Raw genomic sequence first — 15647 nt, forward strand, 5'->3', positions numbered from 1 at the left:
ACTCGCACAAAAAAGTTAAGAAGATGGTATCTTTAGATTAAAATGCGTATAGCTTTATAAATCTCAATCCTGCGTGATTACAAGCACAGATAAAACTTTTAAATTGAGTGCGCGTAGGCACACTTAGTTTTTATAGCCCCGACTTCAGTTAAAGGGCATCCTATATATTTTTTTCAATAAAAAAGCCATAAAGATATGGCTGAAAAAATAAATTTATTGAAATGAATTATTATCGCAAACGTCCTGAACGGATAGTACTAAAAACTAGCCATAGTCCTAACAAACTTGCTGTAGCAAATAAAATCGTACTCAACCACGATAACTCACTTGTTTGAGCATTATTAGAAATGAGTGCTGCACCGATAATTAAAGAACCGACCAAAACACTAAATGAAAGCCGGCTTGCGGCGTCATCCATTGTGCGACGCAAGTTATCCAAGCCACGTACGGATAAGTTCCATTGCAGTGTTTCTGAAGTGACTCTATCTAAAAGTAACTCGATTTGGCGGGGTGATTGTAGCGAAAGACTTTTGAGATCGAGCGCAGTTCTTAAGAGTGATTGTAGCGGATTTGCACCAAGTAACTGACGGCGGAACAAATCAGTAATGAGTGGCTTAATTTCATCTAAAAGATTAATTTCAGGATTAACTAATCGCGCAACTCCTTCTAGATTTGCTAGAGTTTTTGCGTATAAACCTAGATTACTTGGTAAATGAATTTTGTTGTTACGTGCTACTTGCAATACTTCATAAAATACTTGGCTGAAATTAATCTGTGATAAGCTCAGATTGTAATACTTTCGCAGCATTCGGTCGTAGTCATTTTCCAGTCGTGATAAGATTACTGGCTGTGCCGAATCAGCAAGTTGTAGCGTTAATTGGGCGCATCTTTGAGCATCTAAATCAACAATCGCGAGTAACATTTCAGTTAAAATTTGCTGCGATCGCGGGTCTAAGCGTCCTACCATGCCACAGTCGAGTAGCGCCACGCGACCATCGCGAAGGTAGAATAAGTTACCTGGATGCGGGTCAGCATGAAAGAAGCCATCGATGTAAACTTGCTGGAAGAAAGCGCGAAACAATAAACTTGTGACAGCGGCACGTTTCGCCTGAGGATCTTGACCGTTTTGTTCGCTACCAAAATCGGCGGCCAGAATTGGAACGCCATCTAGCCACTCCATAACGAGTAACTTGGCTGTTGTCAAGTCCCAGTAAATTTCCGCTACGACTAACTGTGAAGAATCAAACCAGCGGCTATTTGTTAAATTGCGGCGTAATTGGTCAGTAAAACTCGCTTCTCGGATAAAGTCTAACTCCGCCTCTAATGCTTTGGTAAATTCTTCAGCTAGCGAATCAATATCGTACATTTGCCCGAACTCGGTTCTTGCTACCAAGTCGGCGACACCCCGAATCAGCGAAATATCTTGCGCAACGATCGCATCAATTCCTGGGCGTTGTACTTTAATCGCTACTTCGCGTCCATCAATAAGTATTGCTTTATGCGTTTGCGCAATCGAACCTGCGGCAACAGGACGCGGATCAATCGTGCTAAAAGTAGATTCAAGCGACTGCGGAAGTTGCTGGCGAATCACAACTTCAATGTCTGTCCAGTTGACAGGTGGTACTTCATCTTGCAGCGTTGACAATTCCTCAATATAAGCTGCTGGAAGCAAATCAGGGCGAGTACTTAGCAATTGCCCAAACTTGACATAAACAGGTCCCAAATCGACTAGGATGTTGCGTAGAACAGCAGGTGTAGGTAATTGGGGTTCGTCAGTTTTTCCCCCAGTTAACAGCCGCCGCATATAGTCCCAGCCATTACGCAGGAAAACTTCCAGAATTTCTCTTTGCCGAGATGTCGTTTGAGTTAGAAACACAGCTATTTTTTGGGATCAGGGGTTAGAGATACATAGCAGGAGTCAGGGCTAAAAGCTAGAAGCTCTGATGATTCTGAGCTTCCATCATGTCCTAAACATCCCTTTAATTGCTATAGTATGTTGAAAGCAGCATGGGTATCTTACCCGCAACAGACAACAGTTAAGTTGTAACGTATCAAAGGGCTAAAATTCCTCTGCCATGAGTTTTACAGTTTCACAATAGGTCAGTAAATTTAGGGTTATCCTGCAAAAGTTTGAGGACTTGTTTAATTTCTTGCGTGCGATCTTTGCGGGCGATCAGCGTCACATTGTGATCGCGTACCACGACAACATCTTCTAATCCAATAGTGACAATCACATCATCATCGCTTGTAGAATACAGCAACGTATCTTTAGTATCTAACCCGATGTGATTTGCCAGTTCGACATTCGTCGCATCTTTTTTAAGCAAGCGATCAATTGCGTTCCAATCTCCCAAATCATCCCAACCAAAATCGACTGGTAAGACATACGCGATTTGGGTTTTTTCCATCAAAGCGTAATCAATACTAATTTTTGGCAAATTTGCGTAAGCTGCTACTCCCTGAGTTTCCAAAACTTGCATCATTTCTGGCGCATGAGTACGGAGTTCATCTAAGACAACTCCAGCGCGAAATACAAACATACCGCTATTCCAGCTAAACCGATTTGTCACCAAAAACGATTCAGCGGTTTCACGATCTGGTTTTTCCGTAAAGCGATTAACGCGATACACAGGTAAGCCACCAAACGAACCTGCCAAGTCTCCTTGTTCGATGTAGCCGTAACCTGTGGCGGGATAAGTTGGTTTGACGCCTAAAGTGGCGATCGCATTTTCACTCGCTGCTACCAGTGTTGCCGCACAAAGTGTTTTTTGAAAGCTAACTTGGTTATCAATCCAAGGATCGGCAGGAAAGAAGCCAACAATCGCGTCTTCGCCGTAGCGTTTGGCAACTTCTAGCGTACTCCACGCCACTGCTGGGGCGGTATCACGTCCTTCGGGTTCGGCTAATAAGTTTTGCGCGCGTAAATCTGGTAATTGTTCTTGTACGCCCTGCCCTAGTTGAGTTGAAGTCACAACCCAAAGATTCTCCCAACTTCCTGCTAACGGCAAAAGCCGGTCAGCCGTTGCTTGTAATAAGCTTTTACCGCTTCCATCCAAGCTTAAAAATTGTTTGGGGCGCTGTTTGCGACTCAAAGGCCAAAACCGCTCTCCTTTACCCCCAGCTAAAATAACCGGTATCAGTGTGTTCATATTCTGTAACCGTCAATTTGCATATCTTAAGAAAGTTTACCCACAACGCTGGCGATCGCAAGGATTTTCATGACACAAAGCGAGCGGTGAGTAGATAGTGGCTAGTGGGAAAGTGGGAGAGATTTAATGATTGTTATTCTTTACTACCCGCCTACCCGCTCTCACTCTCGATAGCTACCACAATCGGTTGGTAGGGAAACACTACTTGAGAAACCTTCTAGAGTTAACAGTCGGTCGCTAAGATCAAGAAAGATGAAGTTTGTTAACAGTGCGATTGCGCTCCGCGCAGCGCAACAACTTAACGGCAATTTTCTTCTGATAACTTGGCAACATATCCTGCCCACTTTTATGACCACTTACATGGAAATTCCCTTAATTGGCAAACTGAAGCATCCACGTCGCTGGCTGATCGGGCTAGTAGCAGCTGGTGTTGTGGTCAGTGGTGGTACTTATGCGGTTGTAAGTCGAACAACACCCAGAATTAACGTTGCGGAACTGACAGTACCTGTAGAATCGCAAAACGTGACGTTACGCATTACGGCAAGTGGTAAAGTCGTACCGTTTCAAAGCGTAAACCTTAGCCCTAAAACCTCTGGACGATTAACCGCATTGAGTGTCGAGCAAGGCGATACAGTTCAACAAGGGCAAATCATTGCGCGGATGGATAATGCTGAACTGCAAGCCCAACTCGCACAAGCACGGGCTAACTTAGCTCAATCTCAAGCTCAACTCGACCAAGCCTTAGCAGGAAGCCGCCCTGAGGAAATCGCGCAAGCTCGCGCACGACTTGCACAAGCTGAAGCTCAACTCAACCAGGCGCGTACCGGAAATCGTCCTGAAGAAATCGCACAAGCCCAAGCACAAGTAGATGCTGCCCAAGCGCGAGTCAGTTTGACAAGTAGCCGCGTGCAACGAAATCGTACACTATATCAAGAAGGTGCAATTTCGCAAGATCGGCTTGATGAAGTTATTGCAGACGATCGCAGCGCGCAAGCAGCATTGCAAGAAGCCCAACGACGCTTAGCTCAACTGCAAAGCGGTAGCCGATCTGAAGAAATCACTCAACGCCAAGCCGCAGTCAATGAAGCTCGTGCAGCCTTGAGACAAGCGCAAAGTGGCTCGCGCCCTGAAGAAATAGCCCAACGTCGCGCTGCTGTTGCTGCTGCGGCCAGTCAAGTTCAAGCAATCGAAGTACAATTAGAAGATACAATTATCCGCGCTCCTTTCGATGGAATCGTGACGCAGAAATATGCAACCGAAGGTGCGTTTGTCACACCAACAACCTCAGCTTCGAGTACAGCATCAGCCACTTCGACATCAATTGTCGCGATCGCCCGTGGTTTAGAAATCTTGGCACAAGTTCCCGAAGTAGACGTCGGACAAATTAAGCAAGGACAAGCGGTAGAAATTGTTGCTGATGCTTATCCCGACCAAGTATTCAAAGGTCGCGTCCGCTTGATTGCCCCAGAAGCTGTTGTCGAGCAAAACGTTACTTCTTTCCAAGTGCGTATTGCCTTAGAAACTGGCACGCAAGAACTGCGCTCAGGAATGAATGTCGATGTGACTTTTCTTGGGGAACAAGTACCGAATGCCTTAATGGTTCCTACCGTGGCAATTGTAACCGAACAGGGTGAAACGGGTGTCCTTGTGCCTGGAAACAATAATCAACCGATCTTTCGTCCAGTAACAATTGGACCTAGCTTGCAAGACCGCACGCAAATTTTATCTGGATTGAACGAAGGCGATCGCGTGTTTGTCGATCTTCCGGAAAGGCAACGACCAAGACAGAACGAATCAGGAGTGGGTGAGTAGTTGCACTATAGCTAAGAAGATGAGTTACTACCCATTACCAATTACTTATTACCAATTTACCAATAATGGACATACTTGAAAGCGTTAAAATGGCATCAAAAACGTTGCTAGCGAATAAGCTACGCAGCACGCTGACGATGTTAGGTATCATCATCGGTAATGCGTCAGTGATTGCAATGGTGGGTATCGGTGAAGGCGCGCAGCGTTTCGTTTCTGGACAGTTTGAATCGTTAGGAACCAACGTACTATTTATCGTCCCAGGCAACCGTGACGCGCAACGGACGACGGTTGATTTACCAAAAACGTTAGTTCTAGAAGACGCAGAAGCGATCGCTACTCAAGTCCCGACAGTCGGCGCAGTTGCCCCACAATTACACTCGCGCGAACTTGTCACCTACCGCAACCGTAATACGTATAGCTTGATCGTCGGTACAAACCCCGATTTTTCTGTAGTCCGTAGTTTTGATGCGCAGCGCGGTAGATTTATCACCGACCTTGATGTCAAGCGCAATAACCAAGTCGTTACGCTGGGCGTCGATTTAGCCGAACGTCTCTTTGGCAATCAAGATCCTGTTGGTCAGCAGGTGCGAATTCGTAATATCAGCTTCTTAGTTGTCGGTGTGATGGAAGAAAAAGGCTCGGTTTTAGGAACAAACTATGACGACAGCGCCTATATTCCTGTGACGACAATGGCAAGCCGGATTATCGGCGAAAATTCTCCCTATGGTGTGAACTTGACGTTTATTTCCGTATCCGCCCAAAGCGAGGCCAGCGTTGATGCAGCACAGTTTCAAATTACCAACTTGTTACGATTGCGACACAATATCACCCGCGAGGATGATTTTAGCGTTCAAAGCCAAAAAGACGTCTTAGAAATTGCAGGTACAGTCACAAGCGCTTTGACGCTCATGCTAGCCGCGATTGCAGGAATTTCCTTGTTAGTCGGCGGTATTGGCGTCATGAATATTATGCTCGTATCCGTTACCGAAAGAACGCAAGAAATCGGATTGCGTAAAGCGATCGGTGCGACGCAGGATGATATCTTAATTCAATTTTTGATTGAAGCGGTGATTCTTTCTGCTGCTGGTGGTGTACTCGGTACAGTGTTAGGAGTTGGTGGAGTTTTATTGATTGGAGTTTTCACTCCGTTTCAAGCAGGCGTTTCACCCGTGGCGATCGCGCTTGCGGTTGGCGTTTCTGGTGGAATTGGCATTATTTTTGGTGTTGTTCCTGCGCGTCGCGCTGCCCAACTCGATCCAATTGTTGCTTTGAGAAGTGCTTAACTCTACAATTCTAAACTTTGGATAAGAAGCTAATTCGTAAAGTATTATCAACTGATGGCAAAAAACGACTTCTTGCGCGATGTTTGGTACTACGCCTTACCTGGAGGCTCACTCAAACGCGGAGCTATGGTAGCAAAAACTTTGCTTGGTGAGCCAATCGTTTTCGCACGCAGCCGTGAAGGTAAAGTGTTTGCGCTCCGCAACATCTGTCCCCATCGCGCAGTGCCACTAAGCTATGGACGATTCGACGGACAAGAAATCGAATGCTGCTATCATGGCTGGCGTTTTGACCAAACTGGACGCTGTAAAGAAATTCCCGCATTAATCGAAGGCGATTCCCTCGATCTCAAGCGCTTTCAAGTCAAGCAGTATCCCGTACGCGAAGTGCAAGGCAACATTTGGATTTACATGGCATCGAACGAGCGCAAGGCACTGCCAGCAACAGATATGGAAGTTCCCGTAGTGCCTTTTTTTGGTGACAAATCGTATCAATTAGTTGTCACATTGCACTTTCCATGTTATTTAGATCATGCAATTATTGGTTTAATGGACCCCGCACATATATCATTTGTTCATCGTTCTTGGTGGTGGAAATCAGGGCGATCGCTGTTTGAAGAAGTCAAAGCCTTTGACCCCTCACCGTATGGCTTTACGATGCGGCGGCACAAAATTCCTAACGTCGCACTGGGTTATCGACTCATTGGCGGTGGCGCACCAGAAACTGAGATTTCGTTTCGTCTCCCTGGCGTCCGCATAGAACATGTCAGCACCGAACACCATAATGTCTGTAACCTCACCGCTGTCACTCCCCTATCAGAAACCGAAACCGAAGTCACAACGCTTGTCTACTGGACAACACGCTGGATTACTGCAATCAAACCGCTAATTAAACCTTTTGTCCGAGCATTCCTCGACCAAGACCGTCAAGTCGTCATTAAACAGCAAGAAGGCTTGAAATACGATCCGACATTACTCCTCATTCGCGATGCTGACACACAAGCACGTTGGTACTATCAGCTGAAAGCCGAATTTACCCGCGCTGCCGCCGAAGGTCGCCCGTTTAACAACCCAGTAAAAACCCAAATTTTACGTTGGCGATCTTGATATAAAAGGTCGGGAGTCAGAGTTATCTCTACGTAAACTCTTCCTGAAATCTTAGTCACTTTATGACCTTTATTAAGGACAACTACCTGCATGGAACACAACTCACCACACTCTACCGTAGCAATTGCCCAACGTGATCGAGGCAATACTCCTGCAAAGACAATAGTCCGCCTAGAAAACGTCTCCAAAATCTATGGTGTAGGAGAAACGGAAGTTCGAGCGCTATCAGACGTTAACTTAACAGTTGAACAAGGCGAGTACTGCGCGATCATGGGCGCTTCCGGTTCAGGAAAATCGACTGCCATGAACATTATCGGTTGTCTCGATCGCCCAACAGACGGTCACTATTACTTAGATGGCGTTGATGTCGCCGATTTGAGCGATACCGAACTCGCACACATCCGCAACCGTAAAATTGGATTTGTCTTTCAACAATTTCACCTGCTACCGCAATCAACTGCACTAGAAAACGTCATGCTACCGATGGTATACGCGGGTATTTCGACAGCAGAAAGACGCGATCGCGCCGCTGAAGCGTTACGACGTGTTGGCTTAGAGAAACGACTGAATAACCGACCGAATCAGCTTTCCGGCGGACAACAGCAACGAGTTGCGATCGCACGTGCCATTGTTAATCAACCTGTACTACTGCTTGCTGACGAACCAACAGGCGCGCTTGACTCAAAAACAACGCAAGAAGTGTTAGAAATCTTCGGTACACTCAACGCCAGCGGTATCACAATCGTCATGGTGACACACGAACCCGACGTCGCCCGCAAAACACAACGCATTGTCTGGTTTAAAGACGGCGAAGTTATCCATTCGCACTTGACTCCCGCCGACATCAACCGAGTTGCCACCTCTTAGCGATTGGAGGTTAGAGGTTTTCTCAGTCTTGTTCCTTCTTGAGTCCACGCAGGTGGACTTTGTTCATAAGCCGCGAATTTATTCGCTAGGCGACATTAATCTACAACCGCCAACGAGTCAGCGATCGCCGATTTCTATGCTGCTTCTGCTTGTTGTTGCGCTTGCTGTTGACGAGTCGTTTCAATCAATTGTTCGAGTTTAGGTGTTAACTGACTAGGCTTTAACTCTTCTGCGGCAATCACTACTGCCGTTCCAATAATGCCTTGCAAACCCGAAGTTGCTGTTTTCAGCAGCGTACCAATTACCGAACTAACCGTAGTCGAACTTACCCAAATGAGTAAAGATAAGTAGGCAGCCTAGATAATTAAACCGAGAATTGCTCCCAGAAGGCGATCATGCATAAAACTCAGTTTAACTGCCAAAAAACAGGCTGCAAATAACGTAATAATGAGCGTTCCTAAGGCTCTTAACCCAACTACTATCCCAATCTTATCGATTTTGGTATCCAAATCTTCAACGTCAGGTGCTGGTTCTGATTCTGGATAAGAAATTCCCAAAGCAATAAAGAAATTACCTAAAAGTAATTGGAAAGCAAAAGCTAGTAAAACTCCTGCGATTTAAACTAAAAAACCTTGTGAACCTGAAAAGGTAGGTGAACTATAGTTTGAGGCTGTTGTTTGTTCAAAGGCAACAACTGTTACCAGATGTTGATGCATAATCATTCGTCGTATCGTTACCAATTATTTTTTATATAATTTCTACTCACAACTTGCGCTCTTTCTGATAATAGAGAATTATAAACTTCGGATGTATTAAAGAATACAAGAAGCTTTTAAGAATTATGTTGTATATAAACTAAGCCCGCTGATACGGGCTTATACAAAGCACAACTAATTAAAACTTCGTAAATCTAAGGTGTTTAGAGGCTTGACGTTTTACCGGTTTGTGCTTGAGTTTCAATTGGTTTGATATTGGTGTAACCCATGTTGCTAGCGATCGTCCGAAAAATGGAAATTTGATCGTCAAAGTCAAGTGCTTCGATTTGTGATAACAGATCGTTGATAGCTTCTGTAGGTTGATAATCACCTGGCATACCTACTACGGTATCGCCCATTGCTTGCGCCCACGCATACCAAACCATTAACTGATTGTTCTCTTTCAAAGCACCGTAAGCGTGTGAATATTCTGTATCTTCGCGGTTCACAATCTGCCGCATAATCGCTAATTGCTCGTCGTTAGATAGCTTATAGTAGTCTCCTAATAGCATTGGTGCTAATTCTGGATCAGTTGCAGCGGGAGCAGCTGGGGTAATTGAGCTACCCATATTTTTATAAACTAAATAAAACCAAGCTAGTTTTGCGTCTGTTTCTAACCCATCAAAAGCTTGGACTACCTTTTGTGTTTCGTCACTTAATGCTTGGGGCTGATTCGTGTTTGGGCTAGAAGTCATAGCTTATCTCCAGAATTTAAAATTGGTCTAGCATCAGGAGTAACAGAGTTTATGATTGCAAATCGCCCTCCAAGAGAGAGAGTTTAACTTTTTATATACGCACGTATTTCTTGAAATAGAGAGACAAAATCTATCTCAATGAGGTTATGGAAGTGTAGTAGCACTCTGGTACGATCGCAGCATACTTAAAAATATTTCCATAGGAGACGCTTATGGCTGACGAAGAATTAAAACCTAACCCTAGCGAAGCCGTTACTCAAGAAGCCCAACTTGCCGCAGAAAATATGGCAGCAGGCAAAGAAGAAGCCCCGAATATAGACTTTGACGCTGATTACGCCGCTGCACAGCAAATGAGTGTGAGTGATATCGATCGTACAGAAGCGGGAGCGCAAGCAGCTGAAGAAGCAACCGCACCACAGTTTGAAGTATCGCAACAGCAAGAAAGTAAGACTGAAGCACCAGCAACCGGCAATCCTGACGATTACAAACAAATGGCACAAGAAAGTGCAGCGGCTGCTGAACCAGTTTCTGAAGTTTCTGACGATCTCCTCAAGAAAGCTCTTGATTTAGGTAAAGCTGGTAACTCTTAGTCAACTATATTCTATTAAGTAGGTGGACATAATTAAATATCACACGTAACACTTGTCAGGTAATAGGTAATGGGTAATGGCTAGTAGAGACTCTTTCCAATGACCAATGACCAGTTACCAAATACCTGCCCTTAAGTTATGTTTATTTTTACCCACTTACTTAGAACTAATAACTATTACTAGTTTCTAAGTTGTATTTGCTCAACTATTCTTTAGTTGAGTATTAATTGTATCAGTTAAGCAATACTTCGTTGCTCAACGAATAGGAATTTATCATTTCTTCAGTCGTATGTAGTGCCATTACCGCTGATAACAACTCCTGCGGCTGCGATACTAAAAAATCTGGGTTTTGCTCAGCTAAAACTTCCGCGGAATTAAATCCCCAAGTTACAGCGATCGCCTTAACGTTACTTTTTCTCGCAGCTTCAATATCTCGTGTTTCGTCACCTACATAAATAATTTGTTCGCGATTTATTTTTCTTTGTTTGATTAAATTATTGATAATTTTACTCTTACCAAAAAGCGTGGTTCCTGAGTAAACAAAATCGAACAAATGTTGCCATTCATTTTTCTCAAGAAATTCTCCGATATTTTCTTTGGAATTAGAGGTAACAATTCCCAACTGATGCCCTCTAGAACTTAATTCGTACAAAACATCCTTAATTTCACTAATGGGTTTGATGTTCTTGATTTCTTTATTAAGTTCGGCTCTAACTTTCTTAATCAGAAAAGGCAGCTTTAAAATTGATATTCCTGATTGCTTAACAATTTCTCGCGAACTTAAGTTTTTGAGTTTGTCAAGTTCACCTTGAGTTGTTTGTTTATAGCCAAATTCTAAAGCTAAACGATTTGTAATATCAACAATTACATCAATCGTGTTGGCTAATGTACCATCAAAATCAAAAATAATCACTTTCGCTGTCATTATGGGGCGCGTTTTACTGTTGGCTTGTGGACATAATCGCTGCGCCCTGTAAATTTGCTTTGGCGTTTCGCCGCAACATCTCTGGTTTAATTCGCCGTAGTGCTGAAGCTGGAAATCGCTTATCCCACTCGGCGTCAGAAATTTCAGCAAGTTCTGCAAGTGTAGGTGAAATATTCCAGGGATAGGGCTGAAATTCCACTACATCTGTTTCTTTAGCAAACCGCTGATTCCAGGGGCAAACATCTTGGCAGATATCGCAACCCGCAACCCAACCATGAAGTTGCGCTGCTACTGCATCGGGTAGTTCTTCACTCCGATTCTCAATTGTATGATAAGCAATGCAACGATTTGCATCAACAATAAAAGGTTGTGCGATTGCATCTGTAGGACAAGCATCAAGGCAACGAGTACACGTACCACAGTGTTCGGTGTGTGGCTGGTCAGGAATTAAACTTAAATTAGTCAGTACCTCACCTAAAAATACCCAAGAACCATATTTGCGGGTAATCACATTGCCATTCTTGGCGATCCAACCGATTCCAGCTTGTTGCGCCCAGACTTTATCTTGCACTGGACCTGTATCCGCATAGTAACGCGCTTTGATGCCTTCGGCTTGTGCTTCTAACCAAGTACTGAACAACTTTAATTTTTTGTGTAAAACCTTATGATAATCCCTTCCCCAGCCATAGCGCGATATTTTTGCATATTTAGCTTCTTGAGGGCGTTGGTGGGGAGTGTAGTAGTTTATGGCAACACAAATGAGCGATCGCACGTCTGGCATAACTAATTTGATATCCTGTCGCTTGGGGTTTGCCATCCATGCCATATCTGCTTGATAACCGAGTGCTAACCATGCTTGCAGATACTGTGGTTCTGTAACACCTTGATCTACAGCGGCAATTCCTACTTGATGAAATCCCAACTCTAAGGCTTTTTGCTTGATTTGAGTTGTATCGATACTCATCCTCTTCGATACTAGATACTTGCTTCTACGCTAACACTCCTCGACTTATTCATTTTTTTTATCACTTCTGAAGCGACTGACATCGGTAGATAAGCCTTTGTGTAGTAGATTTCAAGCTCGATTTATATGTTTAACATTGCTGAATTGTTTCATTTGTAAATTTTATTTGCGTTCTGTAAAGAAACGTTGCATACTAGAAATCAAGGAGGAGAGATTCATGCATACAACCTAATCCTTGTCAAGAATCTCTAGAGCAGACATGACATACACAACCGAGTCAGCTTCCATATTTTCTTCTAACCGCTTCGACTCTAGCACCCAGTTCGCTGACGCCGTGCCTGCAACCATAGCTTTATTCAAGCGCCTCAGTGTGGACGATCAGCTAGCGTTACTTTGGTACGCCTACACCGAAATGGGGCGTTCGATTACACCCGCTGCCCCTGGTGCTGCGCGTTTACAATTAGCCGAAGGGCTACTCAGCCAAATTAAAGCAATGTCTCACGCTGAACAATTACAGGTTATGCGTGATTTAGCTGCAAACAGAAACACCGCAATCAGCCGTGCTTATGGAGTGTTGAGCACAAATACTAAGCTTGCTTTCTGGTATGAGCTTTCTGTATTAATGGATCGCGGTATTGTTGTACCGATGCCCCCTGGATACCAACCTTCTTCAGCCGTTACCGAAGTCTTAGAAGCAATCAAGTCGCTTGATTTTGGTCAACAAATCACGGTGTTGCGTAGCACGGTCGTTGATATGGGCGTCGATCCTTTAGCCGACTAGCTCAAGTCGGGTTGAGCGCCACAAAATTTTCCCTTCCGTTACTGTTCTCTAATACAATCGACTTTATAAGGGCAGGATCATTCCCTGCTCTTTTTGTTTTGTAACTTTTGCCTGCCAAATAAGAACTTGTCTTATGAAGCCTGAATCTACTTCCTCAGCTAATGATTCTTCAGAACGCTCGATTAGCATTGAGGGTATTACTGAACCAACGATATTGCGCTACTTTGAAACGCTCAACGCAGGTGACTTTGATGCAACTGCGACACTCTTTGCTGGCGATGGCACACTTAAGGCACCTTTTGAATCTCTGATTATAGGACGAGAGGCGATCGCTGCTTACCTTCATAAAGAAGCACAAGACATGATTCTCTCACCAACTCAAGGAGTCATTGAGCCGCAAGAAGATGCAATCAAGGTACAAGTTGCCGGAAAAGTGCAAACTTCTTGGTGCGGTGTTAACGTCTCTTGGACATTCGTACTCGATCAGCAACGCAAAATTGTTGCTGCTACTGTCAAATTGCTTGCTTCGCCGCAAGATTTATTAGCAATGCAGCGTCCTAATTCATAAATGCTATTAAGCGACGAGGGATTGCGCGAGTGATCGCATTAACATTTGACGTCCTAAATCTACGTCACGTTCAGCACATTGCCAGTCGGGGTGTGCCGTCATTAACAAGCTTTCTAAACTTTCTTGGTCAAATAGATGCCATACCGATATCGCTTCGCCATCAACTTCTACGGCGTAGCAGTTTGAGCTAATGCAGTGAATTGTAAAACTACTTGCAGTCCGCGTGATTTGCATTTGCTGTTGTGGTTGTAACGCGCGGAACTGACGAATCGTTTGTTTGAATTCGCTCATTGATGACACGATTAGCCCTGGAATCGCGATCGCGCTTGTATCGGCATCACCATTGACCGTAATCCAGTAGTGCCGTGCTGGGTCAATTCCTAATAACCAGGGCGATTCATCGTCTAGGCGATATCGTGGTGCTAAAGAAAGTGATGGTGTCATAACAACAGCTTGAATAACTTGATTTACAACCAACTGCCAGTAAGCACTTACTCTGCGTCGAGTAGAATGTTGCTTACCATACTGTGTCCAGTAATATCAAGTTTTCAATAAAAACTTGTATTTATAAACTCTTTTTAATAAAAGTTATAATAATAATTAATGAAGCGTTGGCAGAAATCAAAAACATCTTTTAATACACCTATAGGCAGATCTTTTTTACCTCCTTAGGTATGATTTAATACTTTACCTATAAGTATTTGCTAGTAAAAACAGAAAAACTCGACCATGTGATCGCCGTTTTGACCGCTAGCACAAGCGCCGAGAGTTATAAATTATAGAAATGCTGAAAAGGGAGATAGGAGCAGCACAGCTTCAATGCATAATTGTGACTCGTCTGCTTATCTTCTTGCGGATCTTTATCCTACCAAGCCAGAACGCAATGCCCGAACCGCAGCTTGAGTACGGTCATCAGCGCACAGCTTATTGAGGATGTTACGCACGTGTGTTTTTACTGTGCCGACTGTAATATACAACTTCTCGGCAATCACCGCATTACTGCAACCTTCGACGATCAGTTGCAAGACTTCAAGTTCGCGTTCGGTAAGTGGGTACGCAGCGATCATTTGGTCATATTCTGCATCAGCCGCATTGATCGCAACTGTCTTACTCTCCGCCGTAACTGGTTCAGCAATTTCCGGCGTTTCTCTTGCTTGTTGTAGAACAATCCGCGCGATCGCTGGATCAATCCACGAGTTACCACCATGCGTCACGCGTAACGCTTCTAGCAAGTTGTCAAAGCTAATATCCTTCATGCAATAGGAGTCCGCACCCGCAGCAAAAGCTGCTAGAACAGCTTCTTTGTTGTCGCGTAAAGTTAAAATCAATACCTTAGTATGACTATCATCTTCACTATCTTGACTGGCTTTAATTTGCCGCGTGAGTTCAATACCATCTTTGTCAGGTAAACCAATATCAATGATCGCAATATCAGGATGACTTGTTTGTAACAGTTTTAGCCCTTCACTGGCGTTAGCTGCTTCTCCAATCACTTCAATTTCCTGTCGCTGTTGCAGGGCTGTACGAATACCCACGCGGGTGAGGTCATGGTCTTCAATTAGAGCAACACGAATTTTATTCATTGTCAACAACCGCTTCTACCATTTTTAAATTTAAAACCGAAGTTACTAATCTGACAGGACTAGTGTAGTTAAAATCACCCATCAACAGAAGTAGAGATTTCTCTAATCTAGAGCAATTTAATGGCGAATTTGTAGAGTTTTCCCAAAATGCCGTCTCAACAAGCTGTAGTCCAAGGTTTGCGCTGACCAAAGTATAAAAAATGTATTATTAATTACTTTTTTTCGCGATTGTCGAAGCACATCAACAATGCTAAGAAGTAAACTTGTCTTACACCATCATTGAGTAAGCTGAACTTGTGGGAGAAACTCCAATTGCCATCATTAGTTTCTATGCAAGCGCTGGCGTTTGCTACTAAGTCTTGTGGAGATTATTGTATCAATTTGAGAAGAGAACAGACCAAGTAGAACTAATAGCAGCTAGCAGCGGCTAAAACAAAGCATTCCTTAATAATTGTCTGTGTATTAGCAGTTCAGTCATTTATGTTGAATTGTAGCTACTTTTCTAGTATTAACAACAGTACGCAAGGCGATCGACTCATTCTGCGCAGCGTGCCAAGTATATCAGGTTGTC

The 15647-nt window shown here is 43.9% G+C and carries 16 protein-coding genes; 7 read left to right on the forward strand and 9 right to left on the reverse strand.

What is annotated here, in order from left to right:
- Positions 1 to 229 precede the first annotated feature (229 nt).
- Positions 230 to 1876 carry an ABC1 kinase family protein gene (locus NIES1031_RS08830; RefSeq protein WP_073549060.1) on the reverse strand — a complete coding sequence of 549 codons (1647 nt, stop codon included), beginning with the start codon at positions 1874 to 1876 and terminating at the stop codon, positions 230 to 232.
- Between the two features lie 214 nt (positions 1877 to 2090).
- Entirely contained in the window at positions 2091 to 3149 is a 1059-nt protein-coding gene (locus NIES1031_RS08835; protein WP_073549061.1) for a mannose-1-phosphate guanylyltransferase, read from the reverse strand.
- Between the two features lie 252 nt (positions 3150 to 3401).
- On the opposite strand from NIES1031_RS08835, the gene NIES1031_RS08840 reads away from it, so the two are divergent.
- From NIES1031_RS08840 to NIES1031_RS08855, 4 genes are all read left to right on the forward strand, one after another.
- Entirely contained in the window at positions 3402 to 4961 is a 1560-nt protein-coding gene (locus tag NIES1031_RS08840) for an efflux RND transporter periplasmic adaptor subunit (protein WP_407919488.1), read from the forward strand.
- 65 nt (positions 4962 to 5026) lie between these two features.
- The gene (locus NIES1031_RS08845) at positions 5027 to 6244 is read left to right on the forward strand and encodes an ABC transporter permease (RefSeq protein ID WP_073549062.1); all 1218 of its coding nucleotides are present in this window, start codon (positions 5027 to 5029) and stop codon (positions 6242 to 6244) included.
- A 54-nt stretch (positions 6245 to 6298) separates the two neighbouring features.
- Positions 6299 to 7348 (forward strand): aromatic ring-hydroxylating oxygenase subunit alpha, encoded by a 1050-nt coding sequence (locus NIES1031_RS08850; protein ID WP_073549063.1) that lies wholly within the window; start codon positions 6299 to 6301, stop codon positions 7346 to 7348.
- A 90-nt stretch (positions 7349 to 7438) separates the two neighbouring features.
- Entirely contained in the window at positions 7439 to 8215 is a 777-nt protein-coding gene (locus tag NIES1031_RS08855) for an ABC transporter ATP-binding protein (protein WP_330219956.1), read from the forward strand.
- A gap of 134 nt (positions 8216 to 8349) precedes the next feature.
- Here NIES1031_RS08855 and NIES1031_RS25970 read toward each other — a convergent pair whose 3' ends face one another.
- The 3 genes from NIES1031_RS25970 to NIES1031_RS08865 all read right to left on the reverse strand — a co-directional run bounded on the left by NIES1031_RS25970 (position 8350) and on the right by NIES1031_RS08865 (position 9665).
- Positions 8350 to 8484 carry a hypothetical protein gene (locus tag NIES1031_RS25970; RefSeq protein ID WP_269085996.1) on the reverse strand — a complete coding sequence of 45 codons (135 nt, stop codon included), beginning with the start codon at positions 8482 to 8484 and terminating at the stop codon, positions 8350 to 8352.
- 87 nt (positions 8485 to 8571) lie between these two features.
- Positions 8572 to 8772 carry a hypothetical protein gene (locus NIES1031_RS24265; RefSeq protein ID WP_073549064.1) on the reverse strand — a complete coding sequence of 67 codons (201 nt, stop codon included), beginning with the start codon at positions 8770 to 8772 and terminating at the stop codon, positions 8572 to 8574.
- A 362-nt stretch (positions 8773 to 9134) separates the two neighbouring features.
- On the reverse strand, positions 9135 to 9665 hold the full coding sequence (locus tag NIES1031_RS08865) for an orange carotenoid protein N-terminal domain-containing protein (protein ID WP_073549065.1): 531 nt from the start codon (positions 9663 to 9665) through the stop codon (positions 9135 to 9137).
- A 212-nt stretch (positions 9666 to 9877) separates the two neighbouring features.
- Here NIES1031_RS08865 and NIES1031_RS08870 point away from each other — a divergent pair, with 212 nt between their 5' ends.
- Positions 9878 to 10255: a hypothetical protein gene (locus NIES1031_RS08870; RefSeq protein WP_073549066.1), complete on the forward strand. Its 378-nt coding sequence runs from the start codon at positions 9878 to 9880 to the stop codon at positions 10253 to 10255.
- A 232-nt stretch (positions 10256 to 10487) separates the two neighbouring features.
- Here NIES1031_RS08870 and NIES1031_RS08875 read toward each other — a convergent pair whose 3' ends face one another.
- Entirely contained in the window at positions 10488 to 11180 is a 693-nt protein-coding gene (locus NIES1031_RS08875; RefSeq protein ID WP_073549067.1) for an HAD-IA family hydrolase, read from the reverse strand.
- 13 nt (positions 11181 to 11193) lie between these two features.
- Positions 11194 to 12144 (reverse strand): tRNA epoxyqueuosine(34) reductase QueG, encoded by a 951-nt coding sequence (queG, locus tag NIES1031_RS08880; RefSeq protein ID WP_073549068.1) that lies wholly within the window; start codon positions 12142 to 12144, stop codon positions 11194 to 11196.
- A 259-nt stretch (positions 12145 to 12403) separates the two neighbouring features.
- Between queG and NIES1031_RS08885 the strand changes: the two genes are divergently transcribed.
- Both NIES1031_RS08885 and NIES1031_RS08890 read left to right on the forward strand, forming a co-directional pair.
- On the forward strand, positions 12404 to 12925 hold the full coding sequence (locus NIES1031_RS08885) for an orange carotenoid protein N-terminal domain-containing protein (protein ID WP_073549069.1): 522 nt from the start codon (positions 12404 to 12406) through the stop codon (positions 12923 to 12925).
- 133 nt (positions 12926 to 13058) lie between these two features.
- A complete protein-coding gene (locus tag NIES1031_RS08890; RefSeq protein WP_073549070.1) occupies positions 13059 to 13493 on the forward strand; it encodes a nuclear transport factor 2 family protein in 435 nt (144 codons plus the stop codon).
- Positions 13494 to 13499: 6 nt separating this feature from the next.
- Here NIES1031_RS08890 and NIES1031_RS08895 read toward each other — a convergent pair whose 3' ends face one another.
- Complete coding sequence (locus NIES1031_RS08895) at positions 13500 to 13937, reverse strand: hypothetical protein (protein ID WP_073549168.1); 438 nt, start codon at positions 13935 to 13937, stop codon at positions 13500 to 13502.
- A 416-nt stretch (positions 13938 to 14353) separates the two neighbouring features.
- Positions 14354 to 15076 carry a response regulator gene (locus NIES1031_RS08900; RefSeq protein WP_073549071.1) on the reverse strand — a complete coding sequence of 241 codons (723 nt, stop codon included), beginning with the start codon at positions 15074 to 15076 and terminating at the stop codon, positions 14354 to 14356.
- Positions 15077 to 15647: the final 571 nt, after the last annotated feature.

Origin of the sequence: Chroogloeocystis siderophila 5.2 s.c.1, assembly GCF_001904655.1 — a bacterium.
In the GTDB taxonomy this organism is placed as follows: Bacteria; Cyanobacteriota; Cyanobacteriia; order Cyanobacteriales; family Chroococcidiopsidaceae; genus Chroogloeocystis; species Chroogloeocystis siderophila.